The sequence below is a fragment of the Propionicimonas sp. T2.31MG-18 genome (assembly GCF_964266745.1).
Classification (GTDB): Bacteria; Actinomycetota; Actinomycetes; order Propionibacteriales; family Propionibacteriaceae; genus Propionicimonas.
On sequence record NZ_CAXWGX010000003.1, the window covers coordinates 52,528 to 68,000 of the forward strand.

Genomic DNA, 15,473 nt, shown 5'->3' on the forward strand with positions numbered 1-15,473 from the left:
GCCGCGCCCGGGGTCATGTCAGGGGGCGCGCCTACGCTCTTGGGCATGGCTATCGGACGCTATCCCAGTGTGGTGATCGACTGTCCCGACCCCGAACGGCTGGCGGGGTTCTACGGGGCGGTCCTGGACTGGCCGGTCCAGGCGGAGCCCGGTTGGGCGGAGGTGAGGGCGGACTACGGGCAGGTGATCTGCTTCCAGCAGGTCGAGGAGTACCGGGCCCCGCAGTGGCCCGGCCAGGAGCAGCCCCAGCAGTCCCACCTCGACATCATGGTCGACGACCTCGACGAGGGGGAGCAGGCGGTGCTCGCGCTCGGGGCGACGCTCGCCGGGCACCAGCCGGGCGAGACGTTCCGGGTCTTCCTCGACCCGGCGGGGCACCCCTTCTGCCTCTGCGTGGGCTGAGCCCGCGCCCCCCGCGCCGGGAATACCGGGTGGCCGGGCCGGGTTGGGTGGGGCGAGCACCCACTCGCACGCAAACGGAGGTTCCGTGACCACCCTGCAGGACTTCGAAGCCCGCACCATCACCGGCCAGGACCAGCGCCTGGCCGAATACCTCGGCAAGGTGGTTCTGGTCGTGAACACCGCGTCGAAGTGCGGGCTGACACCGCAGTTCACCGGGCTGGAGCGCCTCTACGACGAGTACCGGGACCGCGGCCTCGTGGTGCTCGGGTTCCCGTGCGACCAGTTCGCGAACCAGGAGTTCGACGACGACGCGCAGACCGCGGAGTTCTGCCAGCTGAACTACGGCGTCAGCTTCCCGATGTTCTCGAAGGTGGACGTGAACGGCCCGGCGGCCCACCCGCTGTTCACCTGGCTGCGCTCCGAGAAGGGCGGCCTGCTCGGCGACCTGATCACCTGGAACTTCACCAAGTTCCTGGTCGACCGCGAGGGCAGGGTCGTCCGGCGCTACGCCCCCACGGTGATCCCCGAGGACATCGCGGCCGACATCCGCGCGCTGCTGTAGCGTCCGCCGGCCGGGGTCGCGGGTCCGCTCAGGGCTCGAAGCCGATCAGCCAGTGCAGCCCGTAGCGGTCGACGACCTGGCCGTCCCACGCTCCCCACGGCCGTTCCTGGAGGTCGTCCACCACCCGGCCGCCGCGCGCGAGGCCGGCGAACCAGGCCCGGAGCGTGGCCGGCTCGGTCGTGCCCAGCAGCGACAGCATGAGGCCCTCGCACCGCAGCGGGCGCTCCTCGCCCGCGGCGTCCGCGCAGAACAGGGTGACCGGCCCCCCTGTCAGCCCGCCGTGCGCGACCGCGTCCGCGGGGCCGTCCGTGCGGCCGAACTCGGCGAAGGTGTTGAGCTCGACCTCGCCGCCGAAGACTCCGGCGTAGAAGCCGAGGGCGTCGCGGGCGGTGCCCGGGAAGTGCACGTACGGGGTGGGAGCGACCATCCGGCGATGCTAGGCGGCCGGGGTTCCCCCGGCAATCCCCGCCGGGCTGCAACGAAACCGCCCCCACCGGACGTCTTGAGGGTGTGCGACGGCGATCCACGCGGGCGCACCGCCGTCCGGCACGGGTCAGCCCCGGTCCGGTTCCGGCGGTCGGGCGGTGAGGAGGAGGGCAACGATGGACGACGCTGAGCAGGGCCTCCGGGACGCGTGGCGCCACGTCGACACGATGACGTTGCCCGCGCCGTCGGGGACACCGATCGCTCCGGCCCCCCGGCAGCGACGGGGCGCGTACCGCTGGCTCGCCGCCGCGGCCGCGCTGCTGCTCGCCGGTGGCCTGGGGGCGTGGGCGCTCGCCGGGCGCGGCGGGAGCGTCCCGTCCGAGCCGGCACGACCCGCAGGGGCGCCGACCACCGTCCTGGCGGCTGCCACCGCCGCCGATCTCGCCGGACCGCGCTGGAACGCGCTGTGGCTGCGCGGCGTCCCGGCGAGGCCGGCACCCGACGCGGTGCCCCACCTGGCCTTCGCCGAGGACGGCAGCTTCTCCGGCGGCGACCCGTGCAACGGCCTGCGCGGCACGTGGGTGGCGGACGGCGACCGGCTCGCCCTCACGATCGGCGCGATGACGGAGATCGGCTGTGACGTCGACCAGCAACGGGCCTTCACCACCGCCCTCGACGACACCCGCCGGTTCGACATCCACGACGGCCTGCTCGAGCTCCGTACCGCCGACGGTCTGCTGCTGGCCCGGTTCGCCGCGGCCGAGGGCGAGGAGCCCACGCCGGTCACGCCGAGCGGCACGGACCCGGATGAGCCGGTGAGTGCCAAGGAGGGGACGGGCGACGCCTCCGGGCGGCCCTCCCGCTGACGCCGGGGACCACCGGTTACCATGGCAGCGCCCGCCTTCCCCGGACGAAAGCCGTGCCGTGACCGCAGCAACGAAGCGCCTGTCCCTGGCCGTCGCCGTCGGCGTGGCCGCCCTCACGGTGGCCGCGTGCGCGCTCGTCGCCCCTTCCGGTGCCGCCAGCGAGCCGGCCGGCACCCGCGCGCCCCAGGCGGTCACTCCCGCTGCGCCGGTGACGACGGCCATCCTCACCGGTCCGGCGGACGCCGCGATCGGCCGCTACGGCACCCGGACGTCGGCCACCTTCGCTGTCGTGGCGCAGGGCAGCAAGCTGTCCTACGCCTGGCAGCAGCGAGCGGGCTCCTCCGGAACCTGGAAGGCGATCGCCAAGGCGACGAAGTCCACCTACGTGGCGAAGGCGGCCACCTGGAAGAGCGGGACCCAGTTCCGGGTGGTGGTCCGCGGCAGCCTCGGCTCTGCGACGTCCGCCCCGGCCACGCTCACCGTCCTCCTGCCCACGAAGACCCCGGCCAGGGACGCGGAGACCGCCTTCGGGCTCACCGGCCTGCGGCAGGGCGTCGACATGTCGGCCTACCAGTACACGCCGGCCGGGCGCGTGAAGACCTCCGCGATCGCAGCCTGGGCGGGAACTGACGGCTTCGCCCTGCTGCGCAACGGCAGCGGCGCCCGTCCGATCCGGCAGACCTACACCGACGCGTGCACCAACAAGACGAGGAAGACCGGGGCCAAGCCGGTGACGCAGGACTGCGCGTACGCCGTGCTCGCGGACAAGCTGTCGGCCGGGAAGCTCTCGCTGGGCCACTACTGGTTCAACGGCTGGATCGACGCGATCGACACGACGAAGGCCGACCTGTTCGCCGGCGGCTACACCCCGGCCGCCTCCGCACGGCAGTTCGTCACCTGGCTGAAGCGTGACGGCCACTACACGACGTCCAGGACCGACCCGCTGGTGCTCGACGTGGAGAAGGGCCACGCCTGGACCAAGACGTCCAAGGGCAAGACCTACACCGTGAAGCTCCGCGCGTGGAGACCGGCGGAGGCCGCCGAGTTCCTGACCACGGTGAAGTCCCTGCTGACCAAGGACGGTTACCACGCCAACCTCTACGTCTACATGAGCGCGAACGCCACCATGAAGGTCGACCCCGACACGGGCAGCTTCGTCTGGACGCCCGTCGCCGGGATCGCGCGCCTGTGGGTCGCCTCGTGGGGCACGAACAACGGGCGCATCCCGCCGTCCCTGCCGAAGGTCGGCCCGTGGGAGGGGTACGACGGCTGGTCGATCTGGCAGTACACCAGCAATGCCCGGATCGCCGGGGACGGCCTGCCCGGCGGCCTGGACGCCGACATCGCCACGGCGGACGCCTGGACCCCGCGGGCGTCCTGACCACCCCGGGCACGGGGGGCGGCGCGTCCTAGGATCGGGCCATGCCGGCGCCCATCGACCACCTCGCCGCCCTGCGCGCGTTCCAGGACGTCTTCGCCTCGACCATCCCGCTGGCGGACCCGGCCACGCCGGTTCCCTGGTGCGGGCGCTGGTGCGTGCATGACCTCGTGGTCCACCTCGCCCGCGTGCACCACTGGGCAGCGGCGCAGGCCCGGCGCACCCGTGAGGTGCCGCTCGGGCGGGGTCCGTTCGACCTGGCGGAGCTCTACGACGAGTGCGCGGCCGAACTGCGCGGGACGCTGGCCGGCCTCGACCCGGACGCCCGGGCCTGGACCCTCCTCGACGACGGCGTCCCCCGGGCGGAGCAGGCCGGGACGGTCCGCTTCTGGCACCGGCGCCAGGCCCTCGAGACCCTGGTGCACGCCTGGGACCTGCGCACGGCGTGCGGCCTGGGCTTCGACCCCGGGCCGGCGGCCTGGCTGGACTGCCTCGACGAGGTGGTCACGGTCATGCACCCGCGCCAGGTGCGGCTGGGGCGGATCGGGCCGCCGCCGGTGCGGGTGGTCCTCACCGCCACCGAGGACGGCGTGGCGCACGAGCTCTCCGGCGCGCCGGACGGTGTCGGGACGGTGGCCGTCCACGGGCCGGCGCAGAGCCTGGCCCTGCTGGCGTGGGGGCGGACGGGATCGGCAGACCCCGCCCTCACCGTCGACGGCGACCGCGCAGCGCTGGACGCCGTCCTGTCGGCGGGGCTGACGCCGTAGCCGCGCGCGGGTCCCGCCGGGGCGTCAGTGCAGGGACGCGTCCGCGTCCGTCAGGCGCCAGTCGAGGAAGCGCGCGGTGAAGCCCGCGCGGGTCGGGGCGCACAGGAACGGTCCCGCGGACGCCGGGCCGGCAGGGAAGGGGGCGACGCGCACGAGCCGGAACGGCTCGTCGTCCACGCGGGCCCGCACGACCAGCGCGTCCTCGCCGCGACTGACCCGCACGGTCACGCGCCGCCCGTTCCACTCCACGGGCGCCACCGACCAGTCGGAGCGCCCGAGCGTGACCACGGCACCCAGGTTGAGCGCGCCGTCGGCGAACTCGAGCCCGGCCTTCATCCACGTCTCGTCGTCGGCACGGACGAAGACGCCGGCCTGGTCGAACTCCCCGGTGAAGGTCGTCTCGACCACGACCTCGACCGCCTCGCCCACCTCCAGCGGGGCGAGCAGGGCGTGCTCGTCGTCGTGCACGAAGCCGTAGGCCGTGTGCCGCCAGGCGTCGGAGCCCTCCACTGCGGTCACCGCAAGGGCGTCACCGTCGGACTCGACGGCCACCGGCGGGTGCGTCCAGGCGCCCTCCGTCCACGCCACGCGGCGCGCGCCGGAGCCGTCGCCGCGGCGCACCACGACCCCGGCCCCGCGGAGCTCGTCGAGCACGGCGGGCAGGCGGTCCGGGCTCACGGCAGCGGTGAGGTCGACCAGGACGCGGGTGGCGAAGCCGTCCCGCACGGCGTCCAGGGCCGTGGCCCGCACGCAGTGGTCGGTCGCGATGCCGACGACGTCGACGGCGGTGACCCTGCGGTCGACCAGCCAGTCGGCGAGCGAGACGCCGCCGGCGGCACCCTCGAACCCGGAGTAGGCGGCCGCGTACTCGCCCTTGTCGAACACCGCGTCGAACCGGGTGCCGGCGAGGGCGGGGTGGAGGTCGGCGCCCGGGGTGCCGGCGACGCAGTGGGCGGGCCAGGAGTCGACGTAGTCGGGGGTGGCGGAGAAGTGGGTGCCCGGGTCGATGTGGTGGTCCCGGGTGGCGACGACCACACCGTAGCCGTGGTCGCCGGCGAGGAGCCCGGCGATCCGTCCGGCGACAGCGGCGCCACCGGCGACGGCCAGCGAGCCGCCTTCGCAGAAGTCGTTCTGGACGTCGACGACGATCAGTGCCGTGCTCATGGTCGTACCGCCTTGTACGGGTTGTCGGTCGGGCTGCGCGGCGTGGCCGGGAAAGCGATCCGGGGCAGCCGGCCCGCCCTGGCCCATCTTAGGGCCGGGCGGCGGCTGCCCCGGAAGGGGGTGAGGCGACCGGTGTCAGGCTGCGCCGGCCGCGGCGATCAGGGAGAACAGTTGCTCGGGGGTCGCTGCTGCCCTGAGCTTCTCCACCTCGGCGTCGTCGGAGAAGAGGATGGCGATCTGGGAGAGGATCTCCAGGTGCTCGCCCCCCTTCCCGGCGATGCCGACGACGAAGGTCGCGGGCTGTCCGTTCCAGTCGACGCCCCCGTCGTAGCGGACGAACGTCAGCGCGGAGCCGAGCACCGTGTCCTTGGCGTCGTTGGTGCCGTGGGGGATGGCGAGCCCGTTCCCCATGAACGTCGACACGGTCCGCTCGCGGTCCTGCATCGCGTCGTAGTAGGCGGGGGTCACCGCGCCGGCGGCCACGAGGAGGTCGGTGGCCTCCCGCATCGCCTCCTCGCGAGTGGCCGATCCGGGGTGGATCCGCACCATCTCGGGCGTGAGGACGTTGTTGGTCTCCATCAGTGTCAGGCCTTTCCTGTCCGGGGGTGGCGGCAGGGCGCGGCGCCGCCCTGCCGCCGGGGGATCACGCCTTCTCCGCCGCCGGGGAGGAGACCATCTCGACGACCTCGTCGTACCTCGGCGAGTTCATGAAGTTCTCGACCGAGACGTGGATCGCGTCCGGCGCCTGGTGCCTGGCCCGGTCGGTCAGCTGGGACTGGGTGATCACCAGGTCGGCCTTCGGGTCGAGGTTGGCGATCGCCTGGTTGACCACGGTGACGCCCTCGATTCCGGCGGCCTTGATCTTGTTGCGGAGGACGGAGGCGCCCATCGCGGAGGAACCCATGCCGGCGTCGCAGGCGAACACGATGTTCTTGATCGCGCCGGCCGGGGCGGTGGTGCCGGTCAGGAAGCCGGAGACCGAGGACTTCTTGCCCTTGAGGGCCTCCATCTCTGCGGTGGCCGCGGCCAGGTCGTCGTCCTCGCCGTCCTTCTTCTTGCCGAAGCCGAGCAGCAGGGAGGCGACCACCATGCTGACGGCTGCGGAGCCGAGCATGGCGAGGGTGACGCCGAGGTAGCTGTCGGTGGCGGTCTGGATGTAGACGGCGAAGACGGAGCCGGGGGCGGCGGGGGCGCGCAGGCCGACGCCGAACAGGACGTTGATGAACACCCCGGTCATGCCGCCGGCGATCATGGCCAGGATCAGGATCGGCTTCATCAGCACGTAGGGGAAGTAGATCTCGTGGATGCCGCCGAAGAAGTGGATGATCGCCGCGCCGGGGGCGGAGGCCTTGGCCGCGCCCTTGCCGAAGAACATGTAGGCCAGCAGCAGGCCCAGGCCGGGGCCGGGGTTGGCCTCGAGCAGGAACAGCACCGACTTGCCCACCTCGGCCACCTGCTGGGTGCCCAACGGGGTCAGGATGCCGTGGTTGATCGCGTTGTTCAGGAACAGCACCTTGGCCGGCTCGATCAGGATCGAGGTCAACGGCAGCAGCCCGGTGTTCACCAGGAAGCCCACCGCGGCACCGGCGGCGTTGGAGATCGCGGTGACGATCGGGCTCATGAAGAAGAAGCCGAAGATCGCCAGGATGCCGGCCCAGATGCCGGCGGAGAAGTTGTTGACCAGCATCTCGAAGCCGGGACGGATCTTGTGCTCCCACAAGGCGTCGAGCTTCTTCATCGTCCAGCCGCCCAGCGGGCCCATGATCATCGCACCCATGAACATCGGGATGCTGGTGCCGGTGATCACACCCATCGTCGCGATCGCACCCACCACACCACCACGGGTGCCGTAGACGTTCTTGCCGCCGGTGTAGCCGATCAGGATCGGCAGCAGGTAGGTGATCGTCGGCCCGACGATGCCCTTGCCGTCGAACGCACCCCAGCCACCCAGCGCCGCCACCCAGCCGTCCTCCGGCTGCGGCGACAACACATTGATCCAGCCGACCTTGATGAAGATCGCGGTGATCAGGCCCCACGCGATGAACGCGCCGATGTTGGGCATCACCATGTTCGACAGGAAGGTGCCGAACCGCTGCACGGCGACGCGGGCCCCTCCCGTCGCGGGTGTCGATGGGCTGATTGCGGTCATGGTCGATTCCTCTCGTTGGAACAGGTCGGGGAGTTCCGCATCGGTGCGGCCCGGTGGGTGTGGTCGGTGGGTGGTCGGCAGCGGTGGTCAGGCGTTGCCGGCGTCGACCTCCGCCTCGATGCGGGCCAGCGTCCTGGTGCCGTCGAGATCGGAGAAGACGGTCGCGTCGAGCAGGACGACGCCGACGCCGTGCGGGGCGGCGAGGTCGCGGATCTGCTCGAAGCGGGGGGCGAGGTGAGGGCCGAGGAGGACCAGGTCGGCGGACGGCAGTCCGGCCTCCAGGGCCGCCTCGTTGGTCGCCGTCGCGGAGTGGCCCAGGTTCCGGGCCCGCGCCGCGCTGTTGACCCGCATCGCGACGAACGTGCTGGACGCCCCTGCGCCGCACACCACCAGGATCCTCATCGATGCCTCCCTCGCCCCCAATGATGGGGAGGCGTGCACGGGCCCCTCAACCACGCGATTTTCCGGGAGGGCGGAAGGAACGATCAGCGGGGTCGCACGGGCGTGGGGCCGCCGCTCGCGGCCGGGGGGCGGCAAGATTGCCGGGACGGGCCGCGGCGGGGGTGGGTGTCCGCGCCGACCCGGACATGCTTGACTGTGGTGAACGCAGGGCCGCGTCGACGCCTGCAGGCATCTCGGCTCAGGAAGGTCGGAACGTTGTCGAGGTCGCGACAGAACAGGCTCCTCACCCACCTGGTGAGGGTCGAGGACTGGGTGACCGCTGCCTCGCTCGCCGACTATCTGGGAGTCACGCCGCGTTCGGTGCGCACCTACGTCGCCGCGCTCAACGCCCGCGTCCCCGACGGCGTCGTCGTCGAGTCGGGGGCGCAGGGTTACCGGGCCGGGCCGGCCGCGCGGGCCGCGCAGCGCGAAGGCTCCGTCGAGCCCGGCACGCCCCGCGACCGCTTCCACCAGCTCGTCCGACGGCTGCTGGAGAGCGAGACCCCGCTCGACGTGCACGACACCGCGGACGAGATCTACGTGAGTTCCGCCACCATCGAGGCCGACCTCGCCCGGGTGCGCAGCTTCATCGGCGGCAGCGGGCTCAGCCTGGAGCGGCAGGGTTCACGGGTGTGGCTCCAGGGCTCAGAGCTGGCGCACCGGCGGCTGCTGAGCCGGCTGGTGCACGACCAGACCGAGATGGAGTCGCTGGACTTCCCGGCGCTGATGCGGGTGCTCGGCGAGGGCTCGATCGGGGCGGACGTCTACGCGCGGTTCAAGACCGACCTCGTGGACGCCCTCGGCGGGCTGGGGTACTTCGTCAACGAGTACGCGATCGCCGACGTGCTGATGCACGTGGCGATCGCCGCCGACCGCATCGCCCGCGGGCGCACGGTGGCGACCGGCAGCGGCCAGCCGCGCGAGGACGAGGTCGTCATCGGCGGCGTGCTGGACGAACTCGCGCAGCGGCACCTGGGCCTGCGCTTCGGCGACGGTGACCGTGAGTTCCTGACCGCCGTGGTGCTCAGCCGGGTCGTCGCGCCCAGGGGCGACTCGGTGCAGGCGCTCGCACGGCAGCGCGTCTCGCCGGAGGTCGAGCAGGCGGTGCTGGACGCCTGCGCCGCTGCCGCGGCGGAGTTCCTGATCGACCTGTCGGGGGAGGACTTCACCTGGCGGCTGATCCTCCACGTGCAGAACCTGGTCGAGCGGGTGGCGAACGCCGCCTGGTCGCGCAACCCGCTCACCCGCACGCTGAAGGCGTCCTACCCGATGATCTTCGAGGTGGCGGTGTACATCGCGACTCGGCTGCGCGACCGGCTGGGGATCCCCCTGGTCGACGAGGAGATCGCCTACATCGCCATGCACGTCGGGGCGCGGCTGGAGGCCAGCCGGACCGACGACGCGCCGCCCACGGCCACCATCGTCTGCCCGGGCTACCACGACCTGCACAGCCTGCTCCGCTCGAGCGTGGACCGCTCACTGGGCAAGTCCATCCAGGTCGTGCGGGTGGAGACGCGCGCGGACCCCGACTGGGACGCGATGGACTCCGACCTGATCCTCACCACGATCGCGCCGCCCCGGCGCAGCGACCGGATCGTCTCGATCCCGCTGTTCCTGACCGACGCCGACGTCGAGCGTGTGCACGCCGCGGCGATGCGGGTGCGGCGGACGCGGCGCCTCGCCCGGCTGCGCGCGGAACTGGAGAAGTACTTCGCGCCGCGCTCCTTCGTCCGCGACCTCGATGCGGACGCGGGCGAGGAGGCGATCATCCGGCGGCTCGGTGCGCTGCTCGTCGCCGAGGGCGTGATCGACGACGGCTACGTCGAGGCGAGCATCGAGCGCGAGCGGATGTCGTCGACAGCGTTCACCGAGTCACTGGCCGTCCCGCACTCGCTGAGCATGACGGCGACCAGGACGGCCATCGCGGTCGGCATGGCCGACCGGCCGATCCCGTGGGGGGAGTGGCGGGTGCAGGTGGTCGTGATGGTGGCGTTCTCCGAGAGCGACCGGGCGGCCTTCCAGACGGTCTTCGAGCAGCTCGTCGAGGTGTTCAGCGAGCGCGACAGCGTCCAGCGGCTCGTGCACCGCGGCACCGACCTGCCTGCCTTCCTCGACGAACTCGTGGCCGTCATCGACGGCTGAGCCGCCGCTCAGGAACGGACGGCCTCGTACGGGTTGTCGGTCGGCGCGCCCTCGTGGTCGAGCAGGACGGTCGGCAGGGCCGGCTCGCCCTTGCTCATCTTCAGCGCCGAGAGCGGCAGTTCCGACCGGACGCGCTGGTGGCGCTCCCTGGCCGCGGCCAGCGGCTCCCGCGCCACGGCCTTGCCCTTGACCATGATCGGCACGAGGAGCGGGCGGTCGTTGCCGTCGTCGGCCGGGGGCGCGCCGATCCCGATCACCTCTGCCTCGGCCCGGCCCTTCGCGTCGAACCGGCGCAGGGCATACTTGCGTCCGCCGACGGACACCTTGTCGATGCTCTTCTTGGCCACCGGGAGCAGCTCCGCGTCCTTCTTGTCCGACGATGCGCGCGCGACCAGCTTGTAGACGAACCCGCAGGTCGGCGCGCCCGAGCCGGTGACCAGCGACGTGCCCACGCCGAAGCCGTCCACCGGGGCGCCGCGCAGGGCGGCGATCTGGAACTCGTCGAGGTCGGAGGTGACGACGATCCGGGTCTGGGTCGCACCGAGGGAGTCGAGGAGCTTGCGGACGTCGGCCGCCTGCTCGGCCAGGTCACCGGAGTCGAGCCGGATCGCGCCGAGCCTGCCCTTGCTGAGCCGGACGCCGGTGCGGACCGCCTCCTCGATGTCGTAGGTGTCGACGAGCAGCGTGGTGCCCCTGCCGAGGGTCTTCAGCTGGGCCTTGAAGGCCTCCTCCTCGCTGTCGTGCAGGAGGGTGAACGAGTGCGCCGCCGTGCCGGTGGTCGGGATCCCGTAACGGTGGCCGGCCTCGAGGTTGGAGGTGGAGGCGAAGCCCGCGATGTAAGCGGCGCGCGCGGCCGCGACCGCCGCGTACTCGTTCGTGCGGCGCGAGCCCATCTCGATGCAGGGACGCTCGCCGGCCATCGCGGTCATCCGGGACGCGGCGGAGGCGACCGCGCAGTCGTAGTTGTAGATGCTCAGCAGGAGCGTCTCGAGGATGCACGCCTCGGCGAACGTCCCCTCGACGATGAGCAGCGGCGAGCCCGGGAAGTACACCTCTCCCTCGGGGTAGCCCCAGATGTTGCCCTTGAACTTGTAGCGGCTGAGCCAGTCGGCCAGGTCGGTGTCGATCACGTTCTGCTCGAGCAGGTAGTTGAGCGTCACCTCGTCGAACCGGAACGCCTGGATCGCGTCCAGGGCCCGGCCCACGCCGGCCACCACGCCGTAGCGGCGTCCCTCCGGCAGGCGCCGGGCGAACAGCTCGAACACACTACGACGGAACGCCGTCTGGGACCGCAGCGCGGCCCGCACCATCGTGAGTTCGTAGTGGTCGGTCAGCAGCGCCGTGCTCGCCAGGGCGCCCGACGGCGACGTCAGAAGGCTCATGCGGCCAGACTAACCACTGCCGCACCGCTCGGCGGCGCACCGCGGCGCGCGTGCCAGAATGGCCGGGTGCCAGGGGAGAACGAGCCGGTCCAGCCGGGCGGGGTCACCGCCGTGTCGGAGCGTCCGGCGGAGTCCGCGCTGACCGGGTGGGTCACCATCGTGTGGGACGACCCGGTGAACCTGATGAGCTACGTGACGCACGTGTTCACCAGCTACTTCGGCTACGCGGAGGCGAAGGCGACCGAGTTGATGCTCCAGGTGCACAACAACGGCAAGGCGGTCGTGTCGGGCGGCAGCAGGGAGCAGATGGAGACCGACGTGGACGCGATGCACGGCTACGGCCTGTGGGCCACGCTGGAGCAGGGCTGATGCGCGACTTCGCGCGGTCGGGCCCGACCATCCTGATGAAGCTCACCGACTACGAGGCGACGCTCCTTGAATCGCTGGTGGAGCAGTTCTCCGGCCTGCTGGAGTCCGACGGCGAGGAGGCCCCCGAGGTTGGCGACTCGTTCGCCCGCTGGCAGGCCGAGCTCGCCGAGCCCGACCTGCTCGACCACTCCGACCCGGTCATCCGGCGGCTGTTCCCGGACGCCTATGCCGGTGACGCGGAGGCGTCGGGGGAGTTCCGGCGGCTCACCCAGTCGCGGCAGCGATCGGAGCGGCTCGCCCAGGCGGAGGTGGTGATGTCCGCGCTGCGCGACAGCGAAGCGGGCACCCACCGGGTGCAGGTGCGGGTGATCGAGCTGGACGCCTGGCTGAAGACGCTCACCGCCCTGCGGCTGAGCCTGGCCGTGAGGCTCGGCATCGAGACGCCCGCGGACGCCGAGGAGCTGGACGCGCTGGACGAGGACGACCCGCGCAGCTACATCTACCGCGTCTACGAGTGGATCGCCTACCTCACCGAGAACCTGCTCGGCCTGCGCTGACCTCCTCGCACGTTTTGCGGGACGAGGTGCGTTCGTTATTCGGTTAGGCTAACCTTACGCACATGTACGTAGGTACGGACCTCGCTCGCGCCCCGCTGGGCACCCACCTCACCCTGCTCGACTCGCCGGCGCCCGAGAGCGTGTGCCAGCGCCTGTCCTCGCTCGGGCTGAGGGTCGGCACCCGGTTCTCCCTGCTGCAGAAGACGGCCGGCGGCGGCCGCGTGGCACTGGTGAACGGGTCCCGGATCGCGCTGGGCGCCGACCTGCTCGGCCAGCTCCGCGCAGAGGTCGCCCGCTGATGGCGACCGCGGAGCAGCAGCGCCCGCGCGTCCTCGACCTGCTGGTGCCCGCGCCGTCGGTGAAGGCCTGCTGCCACACCGGGGGCGGCGTGGGGGCCGGGCCGGAAGCGCCGGTCGTTGCCCTCGTCGGGGCGCCCAACACCGGCAAGTCGACGCTCTTCAACGCCCTGACCGGGGCGAGGGTCACGATGGGCAACTGGCCGGGCACCACGGTCGAGGTGTCGCGCGGGCTGTGGAAGACCACCACGGCGGCCGCGACGTGCACCTGCGACGAGTGCACCTGTGACGACGCGGAGCAGCGCCTCGACACCACCCTCGTCGACCTCCCCGGGGCCTACTCCCTCGACCCGCACTCCCCGGACGAGGAGCTCACCCGGCAGCTGCTCGTGGGCGTCCCGGACGACGAGCGTCCCGACCTGTGCGTGGTGGCCTGCGATGCGTCCCGGCTGGCCAACAGCCTCTACCTCGTCGCGCAGCTGCGGGAGCGACGCCTGCCGATCCTCGTCGCGCTGACGATGGTGGACGTCGCGGCCAAGCGCGGCATCGCCGTCGACCCGGCAACCCTGGCGCAGGCCCTGGGCTGCCCGGTGGTGGCGATCGACCCGCGGCGGCGCGCCGGGCTGGAGGCGCTCGCCGCCGCCGTCCGCGACGGCCTGGGCGGGCCGGAGCCCGCGCCGCGTCCCGTGCCGTCGACCACCGACCAGCTCGAACTGGACGACGACCGCTTCGGCTGGATCGCCGGTGCCGTCGCTGCCGGCACGTCCGCCCCGGCCGAGCACGCCCGGACCTTCTCCGACACGGTGGACCGCTGGGTGACCGCCCCCGTGCTCGGGCCGCTGATCTTCCTCGGGGTGATGTGGCTGGTGTTCCAGATCACGACCGCCGTGGCAGCGCCCCTGCAGGACCTGCTCGACGGGCTGTTCGCCGGCCCGGTCAGCGACGCAGCGACGTGGCTGCTGGGCAGCCTCGGCCTCGGCGGGAGCTGGGTCGAGGGGCTGGTGGTGGACGGGCTGATCGCCGGCGTCGGCATGCTGCTGACCTTCGTCCCGCTGATGACCCTGATGTTCGTCCTGCTCGCGCTGCTGGAGGACTCCGGCTACCTGGCCCGCGCCGCCGTCGTGACCGACCGGCTGATGCGGGCGATCGGGCTGCCGGGGCGGGCCTTCCTCCCGCTGATCGTCGGCTTCGGCTGCAACGTCCCCGCCATCTCCGCCACCCGCATCCTGCCCAGCGCGCGGCAGCGCGTGCTGACCGCGCTGCTCGTGCCGTTCACCTCGTGCACCGCCCGGCTCACCGTGTTCGTGATGCTCGGCAGCGTGTTCTTCGGGCCGTACGCGGGCACCGCCGTGTTCGCGATGTACGTGGTGTCGATCCACCTCGTGGTGCTCGCCGGCCTCGTGCTGCGCCGCACGCTGTGGCGCACGATGGGCACCGACCCCCTGATCATCGACCTGCCCGCCTACCAGGTGCCGACGCTGCGGCTGACCGCGTCCGTGACCTGGGTGCGGCTGAAGGGCTTCCTGCAGACGGCGTCCGGCATCATCGTCGCGACGGTGTGCGCGGTCTGGCTGTTCCAGTCGATCCCGACCCAGCCCGGGCAGGCCTTCGGCGAGGTGCCGGTGGCCCAGTCGGCGTACGGCGTCGCCGCGCAGGCGATCACGCCGGTGTTCGCGCCGGCCGGGTTCGCCCAGTGGCAGACGACGTCCGCGCTGGTCGTCGGGTTCGTGGCGAAGGAGGCTGTGGTCTCGGCCTGGGCCCAGACCTACGCCCTCGAGGAGCCGTCCGGCGCGGACCCGGGCTCGCTCGGCGAGCGGGTCCGCTCCGACTTCGAGGCCTCCTCGGGCGGGCACCCCGTCCCGGCGGCACTGGCCTTCATGGTGTTCCTGCTTGCCTACACGCCGTGCGTGGCGACGCTGGCCGCCCAGTGGCGGGAGATCGGGCCGAAGTGGACGCTGTTCGGCGTCGCGATGCAGCTGGCGACGGCCTGGCTGCTCGCCGTCGCGGTCTTCCAGGTGGGAAGGCTGTTCTGGTGAGCGCGGCGCCGGCCACCCGGGGGCCGCTGAGCCTCGTGCTCGCCGAGGTGCGCGCGGGGACGCCGACCGTCGCGGGCATCGCGCTGCGCAGCGGGCTGGACGAGTCGGTCGTCCGCGCGGCCGTCGACCACCTCGTCCGGTCCGGCCGCATCGAGTCGCGCGAGCTCTCGATCGGCTGCCCCCCGTCCGGCTGCGGCGGATGCGCGTCCGCCACCGACGGCGCCCCCGGCTGCGGCCTGCCCGCCCCCGTCCCCGGACGCCGCCCCGGCCTGGTCACCCTCACCCTGTCCCGCCGCTGAGTCGCCCGTGAGGGCTCGCCGTCCTGCGTGACGGCCAGCCGTCCGGCGTGACGGCCGCCCCCCCGTGGTGAGGGCCAGCCCCCACGGGTGAGGGCCAGCCCCCACGGGTGAGGGCCAGCCTTCGCGCCGAGGGCTCGCTCCTGTGTGCTGGCCCTCGGCAGGAAGGCTGGCCCTCGGCGTGCTCGGAGCGCCGATCGGAGAGGACGTGGGTGGCGCGCCGGCTCGCCGTCGGCCGCG

17 protein-coding genes are annotated in these 15,473 nt (G+C 72.6%); 11 read left to right on the forward strand and 6 right to left on the reverse strand.

Going from position 1 to position 15,473, the window contains the following annotated elements; genetic code table 11:
• The first annotated feature begins 45 nt into the window (after positions 1-45).
• Positions 46-402: a VOC family protein gene (locus ACFQQJ_RS03695; RefSeq protein ID WP_377104232.1), complete on the forward strand. Its 357-nt coding sequence runs from the start codon at positions 46-48 to the stop codon at positions 400-402.
• Between the two features lie 85 nt (positions 403-487).
• Positions 488-964, forward strand: a complete 477-nt coding sequence (locus ACFQQJ_RS03700; protein WP_377104233.1) for a glutathione peroxidase — start codon at positions 488-490, stop codon at positions 962-964.
• 28 nt (positions 965-992) lie between these two features.
• Here the strand turns inward: ACFQQJ_RS03700 and ACFQQJ_RS03705 are convergent, their stop codons facing one another.
• A complete protein-coding gene (locus ACFQQJ_RS03705) occupies positions 993-1,391 on the reverse strand; it encodes a VOC family protein (RefSeq protein WP_377104235.1) in 399 nt (132 codons plus the stop codon).
• 175 nt (positions 1,392-1,566) lie between these two features.
• Here ACFQQJ_RS03705 and ACFQQJ_RS03710 point away from each other — a divergent pair, with 175 nt between their 5' ends.
• From ACFQQJ_RS03710 to ACFQQJ_RS03720, 3 genes are read left to right on the forward strand one after another with little or no spacing between them, the layout of a single operon-like run.
• Positions 1,567-2,256 (forward strand): META domain-containing protein, encoded by a 690-nt coding sequence (locus ACFQQJ_RS03710; RefSeq protein WP_377104237.1) that lies wholly within the window; start codon positions 1,567-1,569, stop codon positions 2,254-2,256.
• A 58-nt stretch (positions 2,257-2,314) separates the two neighbouring features.
• Positions 2,315-3,637: a GH25 family lysozyme gene (locus ACFQQJ_RS03715; RefSeq protein WP_377104239.1), complete on the forward strand. Its 1,323-nt coding sequence runs from the start codon at positions 2,315-2,317 to the stop codon at positions 3,635-3,637.
• Between the two features lie 41 nt (positions 3,638-3,678).
• Positions 3,679-4,401: a maleylpyruvate isomerase family mycothiol-dependent enzyme gene (locus ACFQQJ_RS03720; protein WP_377104241.1), complete on the forward strand. Its 723-nt coding sequence runs from the start codon at positions 3,679-3,681 to the stop codon at positions 4,399-4,401.
• Positions 4,402-4,425: 24 nt separating this feature from the next.
• Here ACFQQJ_RS03720 and ACFQQJ_RS03725 read toward each other — a convergent pair whose 3' ends face one another.
• The 4 genes from ACFQQJ_RS03725 to ACFQQJ_RS03740 all read right to left on the reverse strand — a co-directional run bounded on the left by ACFQQJ_RS03725 (position 4,426) and on the right by ACFQQJ_RS03740 (position 8,116).
• Entirely contained in the window at positions 4,426-5,565 is a 1,140-nt protein-coding gene (locus ACFQQJ_RS03725; protein ID WP_377104243.1) for an isochorismatase family protein, read from the reverse strand.
• 135 nt (positions 5,566-5,700) lie between these two features.
• A complete protein-coding gene (locus ACFQQJ_RS03730; protein WP_377104245.1) occupies positions 5,701-6,144 on the reverse strand; it encodes a PTS sugar transporter subunit IIA in 444 nt (147 codons plus the stop codon).
• Positions 6,145-6,208: 64 nt separating this feature from the next.
• A complete protein-coding gene (locus tag ACFQQJ_RS03735; RefSeq protein ID WP_377104247.1) occupies positions 6,209-7,714 on the reverse strand; it encodes a PTS mannitol transporter subunit IICB in 1,506 nt (501 codons plus the stop codon).
• Positions 7,715-7,801: 87 nt separating this feature from the next.
• Positions 7,802-8,116: a PTS sugar transporter subunit IIB gene (locus tag ACFQQJ_RS03740; protein ID WP_377104249.1), complete on the reverse strand. Its 315-nt coding sequence runs from the start codon at positions 8,114-8,116 to the stop codon at positions 7,802-7,804.
• A gap of 255 nt (positions 8,117-8,371) precedes the next feature.
• Between ACFQQJ_RS03740 and ACFQQJ_RS03745 the strand changes: the two genes are divergently transcribed.
• Positions 8,372-10,297, forward strand: coding sequence for a BglG family transcription antiterminator (locus ACFQQJ_RS03745; protein WP_377104251.1), 1,926 nt, complete (start codon positions 8,372-8,374; stop codon positions 10,295-10,297).
• Between the two features lie 8 nt (positions 10,298-10,305).
• On the opposite strand, the gene ACFQQJ_RS03750 is transcribed toward ACFQQJ_RS03745, so the two are convergent.
• On the reverse strand, positions 10,306-11,679 hold the full coding sequence (locus ACFQQJ_RS03750) for a nicotinate phosphoribosyltransferase (RefSeq protein WP_377104253.1): 1,374 nt from the start codon (positions 11,677-11,679) through the stop codon (positions 10,306-10,308).
• A gap of 111 nt (positions 11,680-11,790) precedes the next feature.
• Here ACFQQJ_RS03750 and clpS point away from each other — a divergent pair, with 111 nt between their 5' ends.
• The 5 genes from clpS (at position 11,791) to ACFQQJ_RS03775 (ending at position 15,236) form a co-directional block, all read left to right on the forward strand.
• On the forward strand, positions 11,791-12,048 hold the full coding sequence (clpS, locus tag ACFQQJ_RS03755; RefSeq protein ID WP_377104300.1) for an ATP-dependent Clp protease adapter ClpS: 258 nt from the start codon (positions 11,791-11,793) through the stop codon (positions 12,046-12,048).
• Positions 12,048-12,605 (forward strand): DUF2017 family protein, encoded by a 558-nt coding sequence (locus ACFQQJ_RS03760; protein WP_377104255.1) that lies wholly within the window; start codon positions 12,048-12,050, stop codon positions 12,603-12,605. The genes clpS and ACFQQJ_RS03760 overlap by 1 nt, the downstream gene beginning before the upstream one ends.
• Positions 12,606-12,667: 62 nt before the next feature.
• The gene (locus ACFQQJ_RS03765; RefSeq protein ID WP_377104257.1) at positions 12,668-12,904 is read left to right on the forward strand and encodes a ferrous iron transport protein A; all 237 of its coding nucleotides are present in this window, start codon (positions 12,668-12,670) and stop codon (positions 12,902-12,904) included.
• Entirely contained in the window at positions 12,904-14,937 is a 2,034-nt protein-coding gene (gene feoB, locus ACFQQJ_RS03770; RefSeq protein WP_377104259.1) for a ferrous iron transport protein B, read from the forward strand. The genes ACFQQJ_RS03765 and feoB overlap by 1 nt, the downstream gene beginning before the upstream one ends.
• Positions 14,934-15,236, forward strand: a complete 303-nt coding sequence (locus ACFQQJ_RS03775; RefSeq protein WP_377104261.1) for a hypothetical protein — start codon at positions 14,934-14,936, stop codon at positions 15,234-15,236. Before feoB ends, ACFQQJ_RS03775 begins: the two co-directional genes overlap by 4 nt.
• Positions 15,237-15,473: the final 237 nt, after the last annotated feature.

Bases quoted from the DNA above. Each gene is read 5' to 3' on its own strand.
- ACFQQJ_RS03695 (WP_377104232.1), top strand. From the start codon at position 46: ATGGCTATCGGACGCTATCCCAGTGTGGTGATCGACTGTCCCGACCCC.
- ACFQQJ_RS03705 (WP_377104235.1), bottom strand. From the start codon at position 1,391: ATGGTCGCTCCCACCCCGTACGTGCACTTCCCGGGCACCGCCCGCGAC.
- ACFQQJ_RS03710 (WP_377104237.1), top strand. From the start codon at position 1,567: ATGGACGACGCTGAGCAGGGCCTCCGGGACGCGTGGCGCCACGTCGAC.
- ACFQQJ_RS03720 (WP_377104241.1), top strand. From the start codon at position 3,679: ATGCCGGCGCCCATCGACCACCTCGCCGCCCTGCGCGCGTTCCAGGAC.
- ACFQQJ_RS03725 (WP_377104243.1), bottom strand. From the start codon at position 5,565: ATGAGCACGGCACTGATCGTCGTCGACGTCCAGAACGACTTCTGCGAA.
- ACFQQJ_RS03730 (WP_377104245.1), bottom strand. From the start codon at position 6,144: ATGGAGACCAACAACGTCCTCACGCCCGAGATGGTGCGGATCCACCCC.
- ACFQQJ_RS03735 (WP_377104247.1), bottom strand. From the start codon at position 7,714: ATGACCGCAATCAGCCCATCGACACCCGCGACGGGAGGGGCCCGCGTC.
- ACFQQJ_RS03740 (WP_377104249.1), bottom strand. From the start codon at position 8,116: ATGAGGATCCTGGTGGTGTGCGGCGCAGGGGCGTCCAGCACGTTCGTC.
- ACFQQJ_RS03750 (WP_377104253.1), bottom strand. From the start codon at position 11,679: ATGAGCCTTCTGACGTCGCCGTCGGGCGCCCTGGCGAGCACGGCGCTG.
- ACFQQJ_RS03760 (WP_377104255.1), top strand. From the start codon at position 12,048: ATGCGCGACTTCGCGCGGTCGGGCCCGACCATCCTGATGAAGCTCACC.
- ACFQQJ_RS03765 (WP_377104257.1), top strand. From the start codon at position 12,668: ATGTACGTAGGTACGGACCTCGCTCGCGCCCCGCTGGGCACCCACCTC.
- feoB (WP_377104259.1), top strand. From the start codon at position 12,904: ATGGCGACCGCGGAGCAGCAGCGCCCGCGCGTCCTCGACCTGCTGGTG.